A 21,516-nucleotide genomic window follows, 5' to 3' on the forward strand; every position below is an offset into this window, starting at 1 on the left:
TCCCAGGCCAACCGGTCCGGACTGCACACCGGCTCCGGCCCCTTCGGGGGTTCGGGACGGCGGACGGTCGCGTAGGCGCGGCGCAGTCGACACACACATTTCGAGAACGGTGGGCGAGGATGTTCAAACGTGTAGCGGTGGTCAATCGGGGTGAGGCGGCGGTACGCCTGATCCGGGCGGTGCGCGAGCTCAATGCCGAGCACCCGTACGGCATCACGACGATCGCGCTGCACACGGACGCCGAGCGGCGGGCGATGTTCGTCCGGCAGGCGGATGAGGGTGTCACCCTGCGGCCGTCCACCACGGCCGCCACCCCCTACCTCGACCACGCCGAGCTCGAGCGCGCCCTGATCGAGGCAAGGGCCGACGCCGTCTGGGTCGGCTGGGGCTTCGTCGCCGAGGACCCGGCATTCGCGGACCTCTGCGCCCGCCTGAACATCACCTTCATCGGCCCCTCGGGCGACGCCATGCGCCTGCTCGGCGACAAGGTCGAGGCCAAGCTGCTCGCCGAGAAGGTCGGCGTCCCGGTCGCGCCATGGTCCGGCGGTCCCGTCGAGACCCGCGCGGACGCCCGCAGGCACGCACAGGCCATCGGGTACCCGCTGATCATCAAGGCCCGCTCCGGCGGCGGTGGCCGTGGCATCCGCAAGGTCTTCGCCGAGGACGAACTCGAGCTCGCCCTCGAGCGCACCCAGGGCGAGGCGGAGCGTTCCTTCGGCGACCCGGTCGTGTTCATCGAGCGCCTGGTCACCGAGGCCCGGCACGTCGAGGTGCAGGTCATCGCCGACGCGCACGGCAACGTCTGGGCCCCCGGCGTGCGGGACTGCTCCATCCAGCGCAAGAACCAGAAGGTGATCGAGGAGTCGGCCTCTCCGCTGCTGAGCAAGGAGCAGGCCGACCACCTGCGCGGCGTCTCCGCCGACCTGGTGCGCGCGGCCGGCTACTGCGGCGCCGCCACTGTCGAGTACCTGTACCAGCCCTCCCAGCAGGTCTTCACCTTCCTCGAGGTCAACACCCGCCTGCAGGTCGAGCACCCGATCACCGAGGCCACCACCGGCATCGACCTGGTCAAGCTGCAGATCCAGGTCGCGGGCGGCGACCCGCTGGTCGGCGACTGCCCGCCCGAATTCGGCCACGCCGTCGAGGCCCGGCTCAACGCGGAGGACGCCGACAACGGGTTCGCTCCGGCCCCCGGCACCGTGCGCCTGCTCAAGTTCCCGCTCGGATCCGGGCTGCGCGTGGACACCGGCATCGCCCAGGGCGATGTCATCCCGCCCGACTACGACTCCATGGTCGCCAAGGTCATCGCCTGGGGCCGGGATCGGTCCGAGGCCCTCGCCCGGCTGCGTACCGCGCTGCGCGAGACCACCGTCGTCCTCGACGGCGGCACCACCACCAAGTCGTTCCTGCTGGACCTGCTGGACCGCGAAGAGGTGATCACCGCCAGCGCTGACACCGGATGGCTCGACCGCACCGGCGCGGGCAGCGCGAACGGCCCGACGCCTGCCGCCGCCGTGGCGTTGCTGGCGACCGCGGTCGGCGTGTACGACGCGGAAGAGGCCCACGAGCGGGGCGCGTTCCTCGCCGCCGCCCGTGGCGGCAGGCCGCGCGCCAAGCACGGTGTCGGCCGGCCCGTCGAACTCAGCTACCAGGGCCAGGCCTACCAGTTCGTGGTCGGTCAGATCGGTCCGCACCGCTACCGGATCGACGGCGACAGCGGCGAGGTCGAGGTCGACGTCGACCGGCTCAGTGAGTTCGAGAGCCGGATCGTGGTCGGCGGCCGCCGGTTCCACATCGTCTCCGTCACCGGCCCCGCCCATCACCTCGTCGAGGTCGACGGCATCAGCCACCAGATCAGCCAGGACGAGGCGGGCGTCGTGCGCGCCCCCTCTCCCGCCGTGGTGGTCGCCCTCCCGGTCGCCGTCGGCGACGAGGTGGAAGCAGGCGACACTCTCGTGGTGCTCGAGGCGATGAAGATGGAGACCGCGATCCGGGCGCCCTACGCGGGCACCGTCCGCGAGGTGCTCGCCGTGGTCAACGCCCAGGTGGATGCGGGCGCGCCGCTGCTGCGCGTCGACCAGGTCGCCGAGGAGACGGTGACCACCCAGGCCCCGCGGGTCGAGTTCGTCGCCCCCGAGACCCGCGACCGCGACGACCTCACCGAGGCACTGGCCCGGCTCGACGCCCTGAGCGCGATGATCACCGGCTTCGACGTCGACGCCGCCCGCTCGCGCGCGCTGCTGGCCGAGTACCTCGCCCTGCGCGAGTCGCTCCCCGAGTCCGACACCACCCTCGTCGCCGCCGAGCTGAACCTGCTGACCACGTTCGCCGACCTCTGCGAGCTCTCCCGCAACCGGCCGACCGTCGACGAGGAGGACACCGTCGAGCGGGTGCACAGCCCGCGCGAGCATTTCCACTCCTTCCTGCAGTCCCTCGACGTGGACGTGCACGGGATGCCGGACTCCTTCCGCGCCAAGCTCTCCCGATCGCTGCGTCACTACGACGTCAACGACCTCGAGCGCACCAAGGAACTGGAGGAGGCCGTCTACCGGATCTTCGTCGCGCAGCAGCGGATGGAGACCCAGGTTCCGATCGTCGCCGGCCTGCTCGCGCAGTGGCTGCACGACGGCCGCGTCTGCACGGACAACTACCCCGCCCTTGCGGAGGTCCTCGACCGCCTCGTCCTCGCCACCCAGCTGCGCTACCCGGTCGTCGGCGACGTCGCCCGCAACCTGCAGTTCCGGATCTTCGACGAGCCTGCGATCCGCAAGGCCCGCGAGCAGGTCTACGACGGCGTTCGTGGCAGCCTGCAGTACCTCGCGGAGCGTCCGGGAGCGGTCGACCGTGCGGAGCGGATCGACGCGCTGGTGGACACCCCCGAGCCGCTGGTCGGCCTCCTCGCCGACCCGCTGTCGCTGCCCGGCGACCTGCTGGAGGTGGTCACCCGGCAGTACTACAAGATCCGCGGCCTGCACGACGTCAAGGCCCTCGACGGTCACGGCTTGCCCTGCGTCACCGGCACTTTCGAGCTCGCGGGTGAGCAGCTGAACCTGGTCTCGGTCGCAGCCGAGCGGGCCCGCCTCGACGAGGCGCTTGCCGTCGTCGACGCGGCGGTCGGTCCCGCCCCGGTCAACCAGGTCATCGACCTCTACCTCGCCTGGCCGGACGCCCCCACGAATGGCGACACCCTCGCCGAGTCGCTGCGGACGGCGTTGCAGGAGCACGGCGGAGCGGTGTCATGGCGCCGTGTCACCGTCACGGTGGCGACCCCCGGCGACATCACGGTGCAGCGCGTCGTGACGTTCCGGCCCGCGGCCGAGCCGGATTCGGGGCTGGTCGAGGACAAGATCATCCGCGACATGCACCCGCTGACCGCTCAGCGCCTGAACATGTGGCGGCTCAAGAATTTCGACGGCACCCGCCTGCCCGCCCCTGCCGACACCTTCCTGTATCGCCTCGTCGCCAAGGAGAACCAGACCGACGAGCGGCTGATCGCGATGGCGCAGGTGCGGGACCTGACGCTGCAGATGGACGCGGACGGCGAGATCGCCGCCGCGCCCGCCATCGAGCGGGCCGTCGTGGCCTGCCTCGACGGCATCCGCCGGGTCCAGGCCGAGCGCGGCAGCAAGCGCATCGAGAACAACCGCGTTGTGCTCTACGTGTGGCCGAAGTTCGAGGTGTCGGCCGACCGGATCGCCCGGATCGCCCAGCACGTCGCACCGCTGACCGTGGGCGCCGGACTCGAGCAGCTCACCATCATCGGCCGCCTGCAGGAGACCCCCAAAGAGGCGCCGCGACAGGTGGCGGTTCGGTTCTCGTACCGCTCGGGCGCGGGCCTGCAGGTCGCGGTCACCGAGCCGCCGACCGAGCCGCTCAAGCCGTTGGACGCGTACACCCAGAAGGTGCAGCGTTCCAAGGCCCGCGGCACGGTCTACCCCTACGAGCTGATCCCGGCCCTGTCGGCGGGTGGCACGTTCGTCGAGTACGACCTCGACGAGTCCGGCGCGTTGGTCCCGGTCGAGCGCGCCTACGGGCGGAACACCGCAGGCATCATCGTCGGCCTGGTGACCACACCCACCAAGCGGCACCCCGAAGGCATGACCCGCGTCGCACTGTTCGGTGATCCGACGAAGGCGCTGGGCACCGTGGCCGAGGCCGAGTGCTCCCGCGTGGTCGCGGCCATCGACATTGCGGAGCGGCTCGGCGTGCCCGTCGAGTGGTTCGCCCTCTCCTCCGGCGCCACCATCTCGATGGAATCCGGCACCGAGAACATGGACTGGGTCTCGCGCGGGCTGCGCAGGATCATCACGTTCACCCAGAACGGCGGCGAGATCAACGTCCTCGTCGCCGGGATCAACGTCGGCGCCCAGCCCTACTGGAACGCCGAGGCCACGATGTTGATGCACACGAAGGGCATCCTGGTGATGACCCCGGACAGCGCGATGGTGCTGACCGGCAAGCAGTCACTCGACTACTCGGGCGGCGTCTCCGCGGAGGACAACTTCGGCATCGGCGGCTACGACCGGGTGATGGGCCCGAACGGCCAGGCGCAGTACTGGGCGCCGAACCTGACGGCGGCCATCGGCGTCCTGTTCACGCACTACGAGCACTCGTACCTCGCTGCGGGCGAACGCTTCCCGCGCAAGGCCGACTCCACGGACCCGATCGACCGCGACGTCCGCACTTTCCCGCACGTGCATCCGTCGAGCGAGTTCACCACGGTCGGCGAGATCTTCTCGCGGGAGACGAACCCGGACCGCAAGAAGCCCTTCGACATCCGGACCGTGATGCGCTCCGTGGTCGATCAGGACCACGCGGTGCTGGAACGGTGGGCCGACATGGCCGACGCCGACACCTCCGTGGTGTTCGACGCCCACCTCGGTGGCAACGCGGTGACGGTGATCGGCATCGAGTCGCGCGCCATCGCCCGTAAGGGCTGGTTCCCGACCGACGGCCCCGACCAGTGGACCTCCGGCACGCTGTTCCCGCGCTCGTCGAAGAAGACGGCCCGCGCGATCAACGCGGCCAGCGGCAACCGCCCGGTAGTGGTGCTGGCGAACCTGTCCGGCTTCGACGGCTCCCCGGAGTCGCTGCGGAACCTGCAGCTCGAGTACGGCGCCGAGATCGGCCGTGCCATCGTGAACTTCGACGGGCCGATCGTGTTCGTGGTGGTCTCGCGCTACCACGGCGGCGCGTTCGTGGTGTTCTCCGGTGCGCTGAACGAGAACATGGAGGTGCTCGCGGTCGAGGGCTCCTTCGCCTCCGTGCTCGGCGGGGCGCCCGCCGCGGCCGTGGTGTTCACCCGCGACGTCAACGCCCGCACCGCGGCGGATCCCGCGGTCCGGGACCTCGAGGCTCGCCTGGCCGAGACCGAGGACAACGCCGAACGCACCCGCCTGCGTGTCGAGCTCGCCGCCGAGCGCTCCGCGGTCCGGTCGGCCAAGCTGGGCGAGGTGGCCGCCGAGTTCGAGGCGATCCACAACATCGAGCGGGCCCGCGAGGTCGGCTCGGTGCACGCGATCGTGCCGGCGGCCGAGCTGCGTCCGCGCCTGGTCGACGCGGTGGAGCGGGGCATGGGCAAGGCTCTGAACACCGTGTAAGGACCGACTGACAGCACAGTGGGCGCCGCCGTAAGTCGTTCCGGCGGCGCCCACTGCTGTGACTGCACTCGCGAGGGGTCAGCCCCAACCGCCCATTCCGGGACGAGCCAAGCAGTAGTTCTGGCCCAGCAGGAGGTTCCGCGCGGCAGCGCAGACAGAGCCGAGCGCCGAGCTTCCCACATTCAGAGGGCTCATGATCTCGTTGGTAACCGTGAAGAGCACGTCCGACGACCCGATCGCGTCGGCAGTCCCCAATATCGCCTCCGACCCCGAGTAGACGGGGTTCGCCGACGGGTCCGAGGAATCTGCCGCCGCGGTTCCAGCACCGCACGCCAGACCCCCTACCAGGGCAGCAGCAACGACGACTGTCGAGATGATTCGGCGCCCGGAATGATGTGTCATCAAGATCCTCCTGTGTGAAAGGGGCAGGACCTCGGATGAGGCTCCGCCGTGGTGGCTGCACGCGGGACCGACCTAGCCCACCCGCCCCCGGTCGAGAAATACAGCTACTCGATGAGACGGATCGAACCGGACGAGACTCCGACGGGATCGGCAGACGCGGTCGTGATTGGGGGTCACCGTACCCTGCGCTCCGCACCCGCGATCGCGAATTCATTCCACTGCGACACAACATGATTCGTAATACGCAACGAGTCACGCAGACCACACGGCCACGTCAGGCACACCGCTAGTGATCCACTCGACCGAGGGGGAGGTTGTCGGGGGCACCCTCGGTGAGTCGACCCGAGAACGTCCCCCTCGAGCTGGCGTCAGCCTGCTAATGCGGACCACAACTGTCCGCATTGGCTGGCAGGGTGTAGCCATGCGGGAAACCTCGGCGAGACTGCTCCGACTGCTGTCGCTGCTGCAGATGCGGCGGGAGTGGTCGGGCGCGGACCTGGCGGAACGGCTCGACGTGACGCCGCGAACGGTGCGCCGCGACGTGGACAAGCTGCGCGACCTGGGCTATCCGGTCAACGCGAGCGTGGGCGTCGGGGGCGGGTATCAGCTCGGCGCAGGCGCGGAGATGCCGCCGTTGCTGCTGGACGACGAAGAGGCGCTGGCCGTCGCCTTCGGGCTGCAGTCCGGCGCCACCGGATCGGTCGAGGGCCTCGGCGATTCCTCGCTGCGCGCGCTGACCAAGCTGCGACAGGTGATGCCCTCGCGGCTGCGGCACCGCCTCGACGCGCTGCGGATCGACGTGGTGCCGCAGGGTGCGCCCCGGTCCGCGGTCGACGCGAAGGTGCTCTCCGCGATCGCCTCGCTCTGCCACGTGCACGAGCGGCTGCGCTTCGACTACCGCACCAACGACGGCACCGAGAGCAGGCGAGAGGTCGAACCGCACCGACTGGTCCGGGCCGGGGCGCGGTGGTACCTGGTCGCCTGGGACCTGACCCGCGAGGACTGGCGGTCGTTCCGGGTGGACCGGATGACCCCGAAGACACCCAGCGGACCCCGGTTCACCCCGCGCGAGCTGCCGACCGGCGACGCCGCCGCGTTCGTCTCCAGCGGCATCAGTCGAGCCCTCAGCCAGGTCACGGCGCGGGTACTGCTGGACGCCCCGATCGAGCAGATCGCCCCGATGGTCGACGAGTACTGGGGTGCGCTCGAGTCGGCCGACGGCGACCGCTGCGTGATCGAGCTGCGCGGCGAGTCGGCCGCAGGCATCGCCGGATGGCTCACCGCCTTCGGCGTCGACTTCACGGTGCTCGACCCACCGGAGCTCCGCGAGGAGTGTCTTCAGCGAGCCGAACACCACGCGATGCTCAGCGAGCGCTACCGCCGGAGCTGAGCGCGACGGTTCACTGCTCGCCGCCCGGCGGGCGGAACCCCCTTGCTTCGCAAGCCCTCCGAATGGTCAAATAAACGTACGATCGTTCGTACATATTAAGGGAGGTATCGATGGACCTGCGCGAGCACTATCGGGAGGTACTCGGACTGACGGGAGCCCTCGTCGCCGACCTGGGCGAGCATCAACTCGATCTCCCGACACCCTGCGACGAGTGGGACGTCCGGGCGATGATCTGCCACCTGACCGCCAACACCCTGGCGATGCGCTCGCACCTGTCCGGCACCGCCGACAGCACGCATGCGGAACTCACCGGTGACGCACCACGGACACCGAACCCCCGCGCCGACTTCGAAACGGCCGCACGCGAACTCGACTCGGTCCTGACCGACGATGCCGTCCTGAGCCGGAGCGTCGCCGTCGCGGGCTCCGGGACGGTGCCCGGCTCGATCGCCATCGGTGTCCACTTCGTCGACGTCCTCACCCACGGATGGGACCTGAGTCGGGCGGCCGGCATCGACTACCGTCCCGCGGATCGTCGGGTGGCCACCGCGGTGCGGTTCGCCGCCGGCTACCCCGACTCACCCGACATGCGCGGGCCGGGCGCGCTGTTCGCCCCGGTCCGGCCCCTCGACCCGGACGCCCCCGTCCTCGACCAACTGGTCGCACTCCTCGGTCGCGATCCGCGTTGGGCCCCCGCGGCACGGGCCCGAGATCGCCGGTGATGCTGCGGGGCGCCGACGCGCCGCGTGGAAACTCGCCCACGGCGGAGCGCCGGCGCCCCATGACCCACCGATGCTCAGCGCTCGCCGTCGCGGGAGCGCGGATCCAGCCGGACCCGCAGCGCGGCCAGCAGGCAGCCCGCCGCGCAGCGCAGCACGGCCCTGACCCTCGGGGCGTCCAGCCGGACCGCTCCCCCCGCCATCAGACCGTCACCGACTCGGCATCCGGCGCGGACGCCCGCGAACCCCGCAGCGTCAGACCGGCCAGAACGGCGCCGGCCAAGGCCACGCCCGCCGCGACCAGGAACGCCGCCGAGAACCCGTCCGTCAGGGCGCCGCGATCCCCGAGCTCGTTCGCCCCGAGCGCGGCACCGACCGCCGTCGCGGCGGCCAGACCCAGCGCGGAGCCGAGCTGATAGCTGGTGTTGACGATGCCCGACGCCAGTCCGCCCTCCTCCGACCGGGCGCTGGAGATCGCGGTGCCCAGCGAGGGGATGAAGGCCAGTGCCATGCCGAGCGCCGAGACCAGCGACGCGGGCAGCACGTCGACCCAGAAGTTGCCGTCCGGGCGAACCAGCGACAGCCAGGCCAGGCCCACCGACAGCAGGACCAGGCCGGACACCACCATCGGCTTCGGCCCGAACCTCGCGATCAGCCGTGGCGCGAGCACGATCATGCCGATCATGATCAGCGCCGTCATCGGGATGAGGGCGGCGCCGCTGGGGAACGCCGAGTAGCCGAGCACCTGCTGCAGATACAGGTTCAGGAAGAACCACATCGGGATCCACGCGGCCCCGAGCAGGAACTGCGCGAGGTTGGCGGCGCCCAGGTTGGGGGTCCGGAAGATCGCGAGCCGGACCAGCGGTTCGCGCCGCCGGGACTGGATCACCACGAACCCCGCGATCAGCGCCGCGGCGGCGACCAGGGTCCCCCACGTCTGCGCGGCGGCCCAGCCAACCTCAGGCGCGCGGACGATGCCGAAGACCGCCGCCCCGATGCCGAGGGTGACGGTGAGCGCGCCGAGCAGGTCGACGCCGCCGGTCGCGCCGCCGCGGCCGCCGGGCAGCAGAGCGGGCGCCGCGACGAGCGCGATCACCGCGATCGGGATGTTGATGAAGAACACCCACGGCCACGAGGCGTACTCGGTGAGCAGTCCGCCAAGGAACACGCCCGCGGTTCCACCGGCAGGCGCAGCCGCGCCGTAGATGGCCAGCGCCCTGGTCAGCTCCCGCGGGGTGGACCCGAACAGCATCATCAGCAGGGTCAGCGCGGCGGGCGCGATCAGCGCGGCGCCCACGCCCTGCACGGCCCGCCCGATGAGTTCGGTGGGCACGTTGCCCGCCAGACCCGCGGCCGCCGACCCCGCCAGCAGGACGAGCCAGCCGAGGCCGAACATCCGGCGCGCGCCGTACAGGTCGGACAGCCGCCCGCCGAGGAGCAGCATCCCCCCGAACATCACCACGTACGCGTTGAACACCCAGGTGAGATTCCCCTGGGTGAAGCCGAGATCCTCGCGCATCTCCGGCAGGGCGACGCCGATGATCGACGTGTCCATGATCACCACAAACTGCGCGAGCGCAATCAAACCCAGCGCCAACCATTTTCGGGTCTGGGCGGGGTCCTGTGTCCGATTCATCTCGTTCACTCCTTCTGAAACTCCGGGTGACTGTCGCGGCGAAAGCCGTGGTGTGGTTTATACCCCCTAGGGGTATGACACGCAACACCCGAACGGCACTTGCGCACAATTACCCCCTGGGGGTACCTTCATTCGTGCAAGAGCCCGTACCCCCCATCGGTATGGACGCACACAGAGGGAGAACGACATGACCATCGCGAACTACACCGTCACCGGCATGACCTGCGGCCACTGCGCGGGCTCGGTCCGCGCCGAGGTCGGCAAGCTCGGCGGGGTCACCGACATCGCGGTCGACGTCCCCACCGGCCGGCTCACCATCACCAGCGCCGCGCCGCTCGACGAATCGGCCGTGCTCGGCGCTGTCGACGAGGCCGGCTACTCGGCCACTCCCGCATAGGGACGGCCATGAACACCCCGATCAAACTCGCCGCCTACGCCGGAGGGCTCGCCGTGATCTTCGCGGCGGCCCTCGGGCTGGGTGCGGCAACAGGAAGCCCGATCGACATGTCGAACACCCACGACACCACCACCCACGGCGGACACACTGACGCGGGCACCGCCGTCGCCACCGCCCCCGCGGGCCTTCAGGTCTCCGAGCAGGGCTACACCCTGTCCGAGGTCACCGCACCCACCGAAGCCAACAACCCCGGCGCACTGAACTTCCGGATCCTCGGCCCGTCCGGCGCCGCGGTCACCGAGTACGACGAGCTACACGAGAAGCAGCTGCACCTGATCGTGGTCCGCAGCGACACCAGCGAATTCCGCCACGTCCACCCGGTCCGGGCAACGGACGGCACCTGGTCCCTCGACTGGAGCTGGCCGAGGGGCGGCACCTACCGCGTGTTCGCCGACTTCCAGCCGACCGGCGGTCCGCAGCTGACACTCGGCCGCAACGTCGACGTCGCGGGCGACTTCGCCCCGGCCACCCTGCCCCGGGAAACACGGGTCGCCGAAGTGGACGGCTACCAGGTCACCCTGTCCGGCGACCTCAGCACCGCAGGCGGAGAGCTGGCCGTGACCGTGGCCCGCGACGGCAAGGCGGTGACCGACCTGCAGCCGTACCTCGGCGCGTTCGGGCACCTGGTCGCGCTGCGCACCGGCGACCTCGCCTACCTGCACGTGCACCCGCAAGGCGAACCCGGCGACGGCGTCACCGCGCCCGGACCGGGCGTCAGATTCCACGCGCAGGCGCCGTCCGACGGCACCTACCGCCTGTTCCTCGACTTCCAGCACGAGAACGTAGTCCGCACAGCGGAATTCACGGTCTCCACCCACGAAGGCCACTGACATGACCACCGAGTACCTCGCTCCCGAGACCACCGACACCGCCAGCATCGAGCTCGCCATCGGCGGGATGACCTGCGCCTCCTGCGCGGCCAGGATCGAGAAGCGGCTCAACAAGATGGAGGGCGTGACCGCCACCGTCAACTACGCCACCGAGAAGGCCAAGGTCGTCTTCGACCCCGCGGTCACCTCGGCCGACCTCATCGCCGAGGTCGAGAAGGCGGGCTACTCGGCCACCGTTCCCCAGCCGCCCTCGACCGACCGCGAGGGCGACGCCGACGCCGAGCCCGAGGACGAGCAGTCGAGGGCACTCACCGCCCTGCGCACCCGGCTGATCGTCTCGGCGATCCTGTCCTTCCCCGTCATCGCCATGGCGATGATCCCGGCGCTGCAGTTCACCAACTGGCAGTGGCTGTCACTCACGCTGGCCGCACCGGTCATCGTGTGGGCAGGGCTGCCGTTCCACAAGGCCACCTGGGCGAACCTCAAGCACGCCGCCGCCACGATGGACACCCTGATCACCATCGGCACCGGCTCGGCGTTCCTCTGGTCGCTGTACGCGCTGTTCTTCGGTACCGCGGGAGAACCCGGGATGACGCACCCGTTCTCGCTCACCATCGGGCGCACCGACGGCGCCGCCAACATCTACCTCGAGGTCGCCGCGGGCGTCATCACATTCGTGCTCGCGGGCCGCTACTTCGAGCAGCGTTCCAAGCGGCGGGCCGGGGCCGCCATGCGCGCGCTGTTCGAGCTCGGGGCCAAGGAGGTCTCGGTGCTCCGCAGCGGCGTCGAGACCCGCATTCCGGCAACAGAACTCGCGGTCGATGACCTGTTCGTGGTGCGACCGGGAGAGAAGATCGCCACCGACGGCCAGGTCGTCGAGGGCCGATCAGCGGTGGACATGTCGATGCTGACCGGTGAATCCGTCCCGATCGAGGTGGCCGAGGGCGACGCGGTGGTCGGTGCGACCGTCAACGCAGGCGGCAGGCTCGTCGTCCGGGCGACCAGGGTCGGCGCCGACACCCAGCTGGCCCAGATGGCCGCCCTGGTGGAGGACGCGCAGAACGGGAAGGCCCATGTGCAGCGCCTGGCCGACACCATCGCCGGGGTCTTCGTGCCGATCGCCATCGCGATTGCCGTTGCCGCGCTGGGCTACTGGATCGGAACGGGCAACCCGCTGTCGGTCGCGTTCACGGCCGCGGTCGCGGTGCTCATCATCGCCTGCCCTTGCGCGCTCGGGCTCGCCACCCCGACGGCCCTGCTCGTCGGCACCGGGCGCGGCGCCCAGATGGGCATCCTGATCAAGGGACCCGAGGTGCTCGAGTCCACCCGCAAGGTGGACACCATCGTGCTGGACAAGACCGGCACGGTAACCACCGGCAAGATGACGCTGCAGGACGTGATCGTGGCCGAGGGCACCGACCGCGCCGAGGCGCTGCGCCTGGCAGGCGCCCTGGAGCACGCCTCCGAGCACCCGATCGCCAAGGCGATCGCGACCGCCGCCGCGGCCGACACGACCGGTCCCCTGCCGTCGGTGGAGGGGTTCGAGAACGTCGAGGGCCGTGGGGTCCAGGGCATCGTCGACGGGCACGCCGTGGTCGCGGGCCGGACGTCCCTGCTCGAGGACTGGTCGCTGCACCTGCCGGTGGCGTTGAGCGAGGCGAAGGCGGCCGCCGAGAACGCGGGCAAGACCGCCATCGCGGTCGGCTGGAACGGCGCGGCGCGGGCCGTGCTGGTGGTCGCCGACGCGGTGAAGGACACCAGCGCCGAAGCGATCGCGCAGTTCAAGCGACTCGGCCTCGAACCGGTGCTGCTGACCGGCGACAACGCGGCGGCCGCCAGGAACGTGGCCGATCAGGTCGGCATCGACACGGTGCTGGCGGAGGTCATGCCCGCAGACAAGGTCGACGCGGTCAAGGAGCTGCAGGCCCGCGGGAAGGTGGTCGCGATGGTGGGCGACGGCGTCAACGATGCCGCCGCCCTGGCCCAGGCGGACCTGGGTCTGGCGATGGGCACCGGCACCGACGCGGCGATCGAGGCCAGCGACATCACCCTGGTCCGCGGCGACCTGCGCTCGGCCGCCGACGCGATCCGGTTGTCCCGCAGGACACTCGGCACCATCCGCGGCAACCTGTTCTGGGCGTTCGCCTACAACGCGGCGGCGATCCCGCTCGCCGCGGCCGGCCTGCTCAACCCGATGCTCGCCGGTGCCGCGATGGCGTTCTCCAGCGTCTTCGTGGTGAGCAACAGCCTGCGGCTGCGCCGGTTCAAGTAGCAGCGGCTACGCCGCTTGTGCGCGTGTTGCACCTCAGTTGGGGTGCAACACGCGCACAGGCGCGTCAGCGCCTACATGCCCGGCTTGGGTCCGGGCTCAGAACTCCCGAGAATGTCCATCGCCACGAAACGACCGACCGCGTTGAGAATCTCGCCGAAGGGGCTCGGAATCTCAAGGTCAGAGGATCCGGTGACGTCGGCGAGGGATCCGCCGGGGAGGGAATTGGCCGGGACGGCGCAGGCAGCGCCCGCTCCGGCGGCGAGGCCACCGGCCAGCACTGCCGAGGCGACAACGGTGGCCGCGAGTCGACGCATCATGGGACGAGGCATGGACAGACTCCAATCAGTAGCAAAGATTAGGTCACGCATCGGCGGCGTAGAACCGCACTGGCGCCGAGCACGCTTCGCGTCAACGTACAGTCAACAAGACAGTCCGGCGTAGAAATCCGCATACTGTTGCTGCCCTTGGTGATTCGTTAAACGCAACATGCTCCCAATGGAGCTAAGACGTAAGTGCCGTGTCAGCCGATCGAGTCGGACGGCCCGACCCCCGCCAGCCGCACATAGGCAGCCGCGTCGAGCGTCTCGCCGCGCGCGGACGGGTCGATCCCCGCCGCCACCAGTCGGCGCTCGGCCTCGACGGGCGAACCCGCCCAGGTCGCGAGCGCGGCACGCAGTGTCTTGCGCCGCTGCGCGAAGGCCGCATTGACCACGGCCCACACCCGCTGCCGATGCTCCTCGTCGATCGGCCACGGCGGCTCGGCGTAGCGGTCCACCCGCACCAGCCCGGACTCCACCTTCGGAACCGGCCAGAAGACCTGACGGCCGACGGCACCCGCGCGCCGGACGTCACCGAAGAACCGGGCCTTGACGCTGGGCACCCCGTAGATCTTGTTGCCGGGCACCGCGGCGAGCCGGTCCGCGACCTCCGCCTGCACCATCACCAGGGCGGTGCGCAGGCTGGGGAACTCGGAGAACAGGTGCAGCAACACCGGCACGGCGACGTTGTAGGGCAGGTTCGCGACCAGCGCGGTCGGCGCGGCGGGCAGGTCTGCGGGCATCACCTTCATGGCGTCGGCGCCCACGACCGTCAACCGGTCGGCCAGCTCGGGAGCCCGCTTCGACGCGGTGTCAGGGAGCCTGGCGGCGAGCACCGGGTCGATCTCGACGGCGATGACCGAGTCGACGGCGTCGAGCAGGGCCAGCGTCAGCGAGCCGAGCCCGGGGCCGACCTCGAGCACGATGTCCTCGCGGCCGACACCGGCCGTGGTCACGATGCGGCGCACCGTGTTGGCGTCGTGCACGAAGTTCTGGCCGAGCTGCTTGGTGGGTCGCACGCCAAGCTCGGCGGCGAGCGCACGCACCTCGACGGGGCCGAGCAGAGCTGCCTTGCCGCGCGGGTTCCCCTCGGCGGGGTTCACCTCGGGGCTGGTCACAGGGGGTTCACCTCGGGGTTTGTCACGAGATGAACCTATCGCCTCTGCCGAGCTGCCGCGAAATCCGACACTCAGCGCATGCCGAGGCGGGACGTGCAGGCCGGCCACGCGCCCCAGCCCTGGGTCGCCTGCGTCCTGCTCGCGATGGCGATCTGCTCCTCGCGGGTGGCCAGGTCGGCGCGCGGCGCGTACCGCAGTCCACCCTGCCGCTCCCAGGTGTTCTGGTCGAACTGCACGCCGCCGTAGAAGCCGTTACCGGTGTTGATCGCCCAGTTCCCGGTCGCCTCGCACTGCGCGAGCGCGTCCCAGGTTGCGCCGTTGCTCACCGGCGGAACCTCGGTGCCCGGCTTGGCGCCGACGCGGACCACCTTCGGCTGGGCGGGGGTGGTGACGACGGCATCGAGCTGCTGGCGGCCGGTCTCGGCGCCGTTGACCTTGGTGACCGCAAAGGTGACGTCGTGCACGCCGGGGGCGCCGGGGTTCTCCACGATGGTCTTACTCATGTTCATCGTCGGGTCCTCGATGCGCTGCTCCGGCGGCAGGAGCGGCAGCGTCTCGGTCACGTTCTCGGTGCGCGTGCGGGTGACCGCGATCTGCATGCCGTCCGTGATCTTGGCGTCGGCCGCGGGCGCCACGGTGTCGGTCGGCTCGAGCGGCACGCCCTTGGCGGCCAGCAGTTCGCCCACCGTCGGCGCGGCCAACCGGACCTCGGCCGCGGGGGCGGCGCCGTCGACCAGGCTGACCAGCTTGGGGCTCACCACGTCGAGGGCGGCGCCGTCGAGCGGGAGTCGCTGCGAGCGGGAGGCGGAGACGTGCACGTCCGCCTCGAGCCGCTGCTGCTGCAGGGCCTCGTCCACCGTCAGCGCAGTGGTCCAGATGGTGCGCGGCTCGCCGTCGACGGTGAGCGCGAGCTCGCGGGCGCGACGCAGCACCACCGTCGAGCCGTCGGCGACGGCGGAATCGGCGGCGGGCGCCACCACATCCTTGTCACCGACCGAGTAGCCGGCGTCGGCGAGGACGTCGACCACCTCGGTGCTCATCGTGCTCAACGCGATCGTCTCCCCGTCGACGTCCACGGTGACCGTCTTGTGGCGGAACACCGCGAGCAGTCCACCCGCGATCAGGGTGAGGAGCAGGGCCCCGACGACCACGCGCAGGAGCGGGGAGTTGGCGTTGTTGATCCGAGCAAAAGGTGACACGAGGAGTCCTGAGGGCCGACGGTCATCGGGGGTATTCCCGACGCGGTTCGATCACAGTACGGTAACGAGCATGCAGACTCCTGGCAACCGCGAGTCCCTGACCAGCGCAAATAAAGGTCTCAGAACGGTACACAGCGCCGAGTCGTTTGCTCATGGAATCGTGACCAGGAATGCTCACGCGGATGCGTACACAATCGCGCCGAAGACTCGACCGACTACCCGTCGTGATCGGCCTCCTCGCCCTGCTCGCCCTCGTCCTCGGAGTCGGGACCGCCAACGCACAATCCGACCCCGACAAGACCTACGTCATCGCCACCGACGTGACCTTCGCTCCGTTCGAGTTCCAGAACGAGCAGGGCGACTTCGTCGGCATCGACATGGACCTGCTCAAGGCCATCTCCGAGGACCAGGGCTTCCGGTACCAGGTCAAGCCGCTCGGCTTCAACGCCGCCGTCCAGGCGCTGCAGTCGCGTCAGGTCGACGGTGTCATCGCCGGCATGTCGATCACCGACGAGCGCAAACTGGTCTTCGACTTCTCCGATCCGTACTTCGACTCCGGCGTCCAGATGGCGGTCGCGAAGTCGAACGACGACATCGAGTCCTACGAGGACCTCAGGGGCAAGCGGGTCGCGATCAAGACCGGCACCGAGGGCGCGATGTTCGCCGAGTCCATCAAGGACAAGTACGGCTTCACCACGGTCACCTTCGATGACTCCGCCAGCATGTACGACGACGTCAAGACCGGTAACTCGGTCGCGGTCTTCGACGACTACCCGGTGCTGCTGTACGGCATCGCGCAGGGCAACGGCCTCAAGGCGGTCGGCGAGAAGGAGGCGGGCAACTCCTACGGGTTCGCGGTCTCCAAGGGCCAGAACGCCGAGCTGATCCAGAAGTTCAACGCCGGGCTCGCGAACCTGCGCGCCAGCGGGCAGTACGACAAGATCCTCGACACCTACCTCGGCGAGGGTGCGCAGGAGGCCCAGGGCGGGAACAACTTCTTCTCGCTCCTCAAGGACACCTACCCGCAGCTGCTCAAGGGCCTGTGGATGACCATCGTGCTGACCGTGGTCTCGCTGGCGATCGCGCTGGTGCTCGGCCTGATCTTCGGGTTCCTGCGGGTCTCGCACCGCAAGGTCCTGCGCGCCATCGGCGTCACCTATGTGGACATCTTCCGCGGCACCCCGCTGCTGGTGCAGGCGTTCTTCATCTACTTCGGCATCCCGGCCGCGCTCGGCTTCCAGATGCCGGCGTTCACCGCGGGCGTGATCACATTGAGCCTGAACGCGGGCGCCTACATCACCGAGATCATCCGTGGCGGCATCCAGTCCGTCGACAAGGGCCAGATGGAGGCCTCCCGCAGCCTCGGCATGAACTACATGGCCTCGATGCGCAAGGTGGTGCTGCCGCAGGCGGTGCGCACCATGATGCCGTCGTTCGTCAACCAGGCGGTCATCACGCTCAAGGACACCTCGATCCTGTCGGTGATCGGCATCGCCGAGCTCACCCAGACCGGCAAGATCATCATCGCGAGGAACTTCGAGTCCTTCAACATGTGGCTGATCGTCGGCATCTTCTACTTCGTCATCATCATGGCGCTGACCAAACTGTCCGACCGGCTCGAAAAGAGGATCAACGCATGACCGAGTCGTCAGCGGCGCCGGTTGCGTCGCCCACCACCAAGATTCAGGTCTCCGGCCTCAAGAAGGCGTACGGGGACAACGAGGTGCTCAAGGGCATCGACGTGGACATCGCGAACGGCGAAGTGGTCTGCGTGATCGGTCCCTCCGGGTCCGGCAAGAGCACCTTCCTGCGCTGCCTGAACAAGCTCGAGGACATCACCGACGGCACCGTGATCGTCGATGGCTACGACCTGACCGACAAGAAGGTCGACATCGACAAGGTGCGCCAGCACATCGGCATGGTGTTCCAGCACTTCAACCTCTTCCCGCACATGACCGCGCTGGAGAACGTGATGCTGGCGCCGGTGCAGACCAAGCGCGCCACCAAGGAGGAGGCGAGGGCGACCGGGCAGAGACTGCTCGAGCAGGTGGGTCTCGGCGAGAAGGCGAACGCCAAGCCCGCCAACCTGTCCGGTGGGCAGAAGCAGCGCGTGGCGATCGCAAGGGCGCTGGCCATGAACCCGGACATCATGCTGTTCGACGAGGCCACCAGCGCGCTCGACCCGGAGATGGTCGGCGAGGTGCTGCAGGTGCTGCGCGACCTCGCCGATCAGGGCATGACGATGGTCGTGGTGACCCACGAGATGGGCTTCGCCCGCGAGGTGGCCGACCGGGTGATCTTCATGGCCGACGGGTTCGTCGTCGAGGAGGGCACCCCCGCGGAGCTGTTCGGGAACCCGCAGCAACCGCGCACCCAGGACTTCCTCAAGAAGGTCCTGTAGGCCGAGCACGCGCCGCTCGCCGAGTGTGCAGCTATCGTCCATTGCTCTCGGGCGATGCCCCGACAACTGCACACTCGGCGTCAGCCCCGGACCGCCAGCTCCATCACCACCCCGGTCTGCTTGCGGCAGTCCATGCCGGACACGAAGGTCCCGCTGCCGCCGAACCACCCGGGGCTCTTCGATACCGAGGTCCGCACCGCGGTCCCCTGGATTGGGCACCACGCGCCGATTTCGTTCTCGCGGTACAGCTCGTCGAGCAGGTACACGCCCAGAACCGAGCCGGTGGTGCTGTCGAATCCATCCGGGACGTCCGCGCCGTGCACCGTCCCCCACAGCCGCCCGCGTAGCCCGGCGGGATGGTCGGACAGGTCGTCAGGAGCGTCTCGCCAGTAGGCGCTGACGCCGCCGGCGCTGAGCTTGCGGCTGATCCGATCCCAGCGGACGGGTCGGCGGATGACCTCCGGCTCGGTGTCGTCTGCGGTGTAGGCGAGCACCCACGTCGCCTCGCGGCCCACCTCGGGCGGTGGGGCGCAGCACTCGATCTCCCACGCCGCGATGTACACGTCGATGATGTCGACGCCGCGGTCGACGGGAGTCGCATTCGTGAACCCGTGCATTCGTCGCCTACCCGTGCGGCCCAATTTACTCGCCGAGTGAGCAGTTGCCGTCGCTCGCTCTCGGTCGATGCGACCATCCCCCAAGCACTTCGTGCAGGGAGGTACCCCCACTGCACTCTCGGCGGGGGCTAGATCCGGTACACGCGGCGGGCGGTCGCGGTCGAGGCCCGCGCCAGCTCGATCGGGTCCTGGCCGCGCGTGTTGGCCAGCGCCCGGACCGTGTACGGCAGGCAGTACGGCTCGTTCGGTGCGCCCCGGAACGGGTGCGGAGTGAGGAACGGCGCGTCGGTCTCGACGATCAGCTGATCGTCGGGCACCAGCTTCGCGGCCTCGTGCAGCTCGCGCGCGTTCCGGAAGCTGACGGTGCCGGAGAAGCTGAGCACGTAGCCCGCCTCCACGCAAGCCAGCGCCATGTTCGCGTCGGAGGAGAAGCAGTGGAAGATGACCGTCTCCGGCGCGCCCTCGTCGATCAGCACCGCCAGCAGATCGTGGTCCGCCTCCCGGTTGTGGATCATCAGCGGCTTGCGCAGCCGCTTGGCGAGGTCGATGTGCCAGCGGAATCCCTCGACCTGCTCCTCGACGGTGGCGCAGCCCTCGAGCTTGCCCGGCCAGTAGTAGTCGAGCCCGGTCTCCCCCACCGCGACGGTTCGCGGATCGCCCGCGAGGCGCTCGATCTCGGCCTTGGTCGTGTCGTCGAGCACGTTCGCCCTGGTCGGATGGATGGCGGTCGCCGCGTACACCCGCGGGTCCCAGTTCGCGGCGTCCACCGCGAACCGTGCGGCGGCCAGATCGTCGGCCACCGTGACGACGCGACCGACGCCGACCCGCTCCGCGCGGTCGACGATCTCGGCCACCGACGCGGCGTCGGTGGCGCCGCACGCGTCGAGGTGGGTGTGTGAGTCGATCAGGGGCTCGAGCGGCTCTGGCAGGTCCGGGGCCGGACGGTCTCTTGGCACGCAGATAGAGTAGGCGCACCATGACTGTGTCACCCGCACCCAGCCGCCCCGAAGCCACCCGACCGCCGTTCTACATGACCACGGCGATCGCGTACCCGAACGGCGCCCCGCACGTCGGCCACGCGTACGAGTACATCGCCTCGGACGCCATCGCGCGCTTCAAGCGTCTCGACGGGTTCGACGTGTTCTTCATGACCGGCACGGACGAGCACGGCCAGAAGATGCAGCAGACCGCGGCCAAAGAGGACATCAGCGTCCAAGAGCTCGCGACCAGGAACTCCGACGTGTTCCAGGCGATGGACAAGACCCTTGGCATCTCCTACGACCGGTTCATCCGCACCACGGATGAGGATCATCAGGTCGCGTGCCAGGCGATCTGGGAGCGCATGGTCGAGGCCGGCGACATCTACCTCGACACCTACGCGGGCTGGTACTCGGTGCGCGACGAGGCGTTCCACACCGAGGCCGAGACCACCCTGCTCGACGACGGCTCACGCATCTCGACGCTGACGGGCACCCCCGTGGTGTGGACGGAGGAGTCCAACTACCTCTTCCGGCTCTCCGCGTACCAGGACAAGCTCCTCGCGCTGTACGAGTCGCAGCCCGAGTTCATCGCGCCCGACACCCGGCGCAACGAGATCGTCAGCTTCGTCAAGGGCGGCCTCAAGGACCTGTCGATCTCGCGCACCACCTTCGACTGGGGCGTTCCGGTGCCGGGCAACCCCGAGCACGTCATGTACGTGTGGGTCGACGCCCTCACCAACTACCTCACCGGCCTCGGCTACCCCGACGTCGAGTCGGAGGCGTTCACCAAGTTCTGGCCTGCGGATCTGCACATCATCGGCAAGGACATCAGCCGCTTCCACGCGGTGTACTGGCCGGCGTTCCTGATGTCCGCGGGCCTGGAGTTGCCGAAGCGCGTCTTCGTGCACGGCTTCCTCTACAACAAGGGCGAGAAGATGTCGAAGTCGGTCGGCAATGTCGTCGACCCGCTCCAGATGGTCGAGCAGTACGGCCTCGATGCATTGCGCTTCTTCCTGCTGCGGGAGATCTCGTTCGGCCAGGACGGCAGCTACAGCCACGAGTCCATCGTCACCCGGATGAACGCCGACCTGGCGAACGAGCTGGGCAACCTCGCGCAGCGCTCGCTGACGATGGTCGCCAAGAACTGCGACGCCCAGGTCCCCACCCCCGGCGATCTCACCGAGGACGACAGCGCGCTGCTGGCCAAGGCCGACGCCCTCCTCGAGGCGGTGCGCGCCGACTTCGACAAGCAGGCGCTGCACCAGGCGCTCGAGGCGATCTGGCACGTGCTCGGCGAGACCAACCGATACTTCTCGCAGCAGGAGCCGTGGGTGCTCCGCAAGACCGACCCGGCCCGGATGGCGACGGTGCTCTACGTGACCCTCGAGGTCGTGCGCATCGTCGGGATCCTGGTCCAGCCGGTGATGCCGGACTCCGGGGCGAAGATCCTGGACCTGCTCGGGCAGGACGAGGACGGCCGCGACTTCGCGAGCCTCGGCGTGCGGATCGTGGCGGGCAACCCGCTGCCTGCACCGTCGCCGGTGTTCCCCCGGTACGTGGAGCCCGAAACCGCCTGAT

16 protein-coding genes are annotated in these 21,516 nt (G+C 69.5%); 9 read left to right on the plus strand and 7 right to left on the minus strand.

Annotated elements, in window-relative coordinates; all coding sequences use genetic code 11:
- Positions 1-119 precede the first annotated feature (119 nt).
- From JOE46_RS12025 to JOE46_RS12035, 3 genes are all read left to right on the plus strand, one after another.
- Positions 120-5,600 (plus strand): carboxyl transferase domain-containing protein, encoded by a 5,481-nt coding sequence (locus JOE46_RS12025; protein WP_209927320.1) that lies wholly within the window; start codon positions 120-122, stop codon positions 5,598-5,600.
- Between the two features lie 823 nt (positions 5,601-6,423).
- Positions 6,424-7,392 (plus strand): YafY family protein, encoded by a 969-nt coding sequence (locus JOE46_RS12030; RefSeq protein WP_097212279.1) that lies wholly within the window; start codon positions 6,424-6,426, stop codon positions 7,390-7,392.
- A 110-nt stretch (positions 7,393-7,502) separates the two neighbouring features.
- Positions 7,503-8,114, plus strand: a complete 612-nt coding sequence (locus JOE46_RS12035) for a TIGR03086 family metal-binding protein (protein WP_209927323.1) — start codon at positions 7,503-7,505, stop codon at positions 8,112-8,114.
- 74 nt (positions 8,115-8,188) lie between these two features.
- Here JOE46_RS12035 and JOE46_RS26765 read toward each other — a convergent pair whose 3' ends face one another.
- Entirely contained in the window at positions 8,189-8,314 is a 126-nt protein-coding gene (locus JOE46_RS26765; RefSeq protein ID WP_280923545.1) for a hypothetical protein, read from the minus strand.
- Entirely contained in the window at positions 8,314-9,747 is a 1,434-nt protein-coding gene (locus JOE46_RS12040; RefSeq protein WP_209927325.1) for an MFS transporter, read from the minus strand. Before JOE46_RS12040 ends, JOE46_RS26765 begins: the two co-directional genes overlap by 1 nt.
- 187 nt (positions 9,748-9,934) lie before the next feature.
- On the opposite strand from JOE46_RS12040, the gene JOE46_RS12045 reads away from it, so the two are divergent.
- Genes JOE46_RS12045 through JOE46_RS12055 form a run of 3 tightly spaced genes read left to right on the plus strand, consistent with a single transcriptional unit; the run spans position 9,935 to position 13,306 of the window.
- Complete coding sequence (locus JOE46_RS12045) at positions 9,935-10,144, plus strand: heavy-metal-associated domain-containing protein (RefSeq protein ID WP_077042609.1); 210 nt, start codon at positions 9,935-9,937, stop codon at positions 10,142-10,144.
- A gap of 8 nt (positions 10,145-10,152) precedes the next feature.
- Complete coding sequence (locus JOE46_RS12050; RefSeq protein ID WP_209927327.1) at positions 10,153-11,034, plus strand: hypothetical protein; 882 nt, start codon at positions 10,153-10,155, stop codon at positions 11,032-11,034.
- Between the two features lies 1 nt (position 11,035).
- Positions 11,036-13,306, plus strand: a complete 2,271-nt coding sequence (locus JOE46_RS12055; RefSeq protein ID WP_209927329.1) for a cation-translocating P-type ATPase — start codon at positions 11,036-11,038, stop codon at positions 13,304-13,306.
- A 71-nt stretch (positions 13,307-13,377) separates the two neighbouring features.
- Here the strand turns inward: JOE46_RS12055 and JOE46_RS12060 are convergent, their stop codons facing one another.
- From JOE46_RS12060 to JOE46_RS12070, 3 genes are all read right to left on the minus strand, one after another.
- A complete protein-coding gene (locus tag JOE46_RS12060; protein WP_209927331.1) occupies positions 13,378-13,635 on the minus strand; it encodes a hypothetical protein in 258 nt (85 codons plus the stop codon).
- Between the two features lie 191 nt (positions 13,636-13,826).
- On the minus strand, positions 13,827-14,741 hold the full coding sequence (gene rsmA / locus JOE46_RS12065; RefSeq protein WP_179800583.1) for a 16S rRNA (adenine(1518)-N(6)/adenine(1519)-N(6))-dimethyltransferase RsmA: 915 nt from the start codon (positions 14,739-14,741) through the stop codon (positions 13,827-13,829).
- Between the two features lie 71 nt (positions 14,742-14,812).
- The gene (locus tag JOE46_RS12070) at positions 14,813-15,940 is read right to left on the minus strand and encodes a resuscitation-promoting factor (RefSeq protein ID WP_209927335.1); all 1,128 of its coding nucleotides are present in this window, start codon (positions 15,938-15,940) and stop codon (positions 14,813-14,815) included.
- A 182-nt stretch (positions 15,941-16,122) separates the two neighbouring features.
- On the opposite strand from JOE46_RS12070, the gene JOE46_RS12075 reads away from it, so the two are divergent.
- Positions 16,123-17,580, plus strand: a complete 1,458-nt coding sequence (locus tag JOE46_RS12075; RefSeq protein ID WP_179800582.1) for an amino acid ABC transporter substrate-binding protein/permease — start codon at positions 16,123-16,125, stop codon at positions 17,578-17,580.
- Complete coding sequence (locus tag JOE46_RS12080) at positions 17,577-18,341, plus strand: amino acid ABC transporter ATP-binding protein (protein WP_097212272.1); 765 nt, start codon at positions 17,577-17,579, stop codon at positions 18,339-18,341. The genes JOE46_RS12075 and JOE46_RS12080 overlap by 4 nt, the downstream gene beginning before the upstream one ends.
- Positions 18,342-18,421: 80 nt before the next feature.
- Here JOE46_RS12080 and JOE46_RS12085 read toward each other — a convergent pair whose 3' ends face one another.
- A complete protein-coding gene (locus JOE46_RS12085; RefSeq protein WP_097212271.1) occupies positions 18,422-18,958 on the minus strand; it encodes a DUF6578 domain-containing protein in 537 nt (178 codons plus the stop codon).
- 128 nt (positions 18,959-19,086) lie between these two features.
- The gene (locus JOE46_RS12090) at positions 19,087-19,914 is read right to left on the minus strand and encodes a TatD family hydrolase (RefSeq protein WP_097212270.1); all 828 of its coding nucleotides are present in this window, start codon (positions 19,912-19,914) and stop codon (positions 19,087-19,089) included.
- Between the two features lie 20 nt (positions 19,915-19,934).
- On the opposite strand from JOE46_RS12090, the gene metG reads away from it, so the two are divergent.
- Positions 19,935-21,515 carry a methionine--tRNA ligase gene (gene metG, locus JOE46_RS12095; RefSeq protein WP_097212269.1) on the plus strand — a complete coding sequence of 527 codons (1,581 nt, stop codon included), beginning with the start codon at positions 19,935-19,937 and terminating at the stop codon, positions 21,513-21,515.
- Position 21,516: the final 1 nt, after the last annotated feature.

It is taken from the genome of Rhodococcus sp. PvR099 (assembly GCF_017833315.1).
Lineage (GTDB): Bacteria > Actinomycetota > Actinomycetes > Mycobacteriales > Mycobacteriaceae > Rhodococcus_G > Rhodococcus_G oryzae.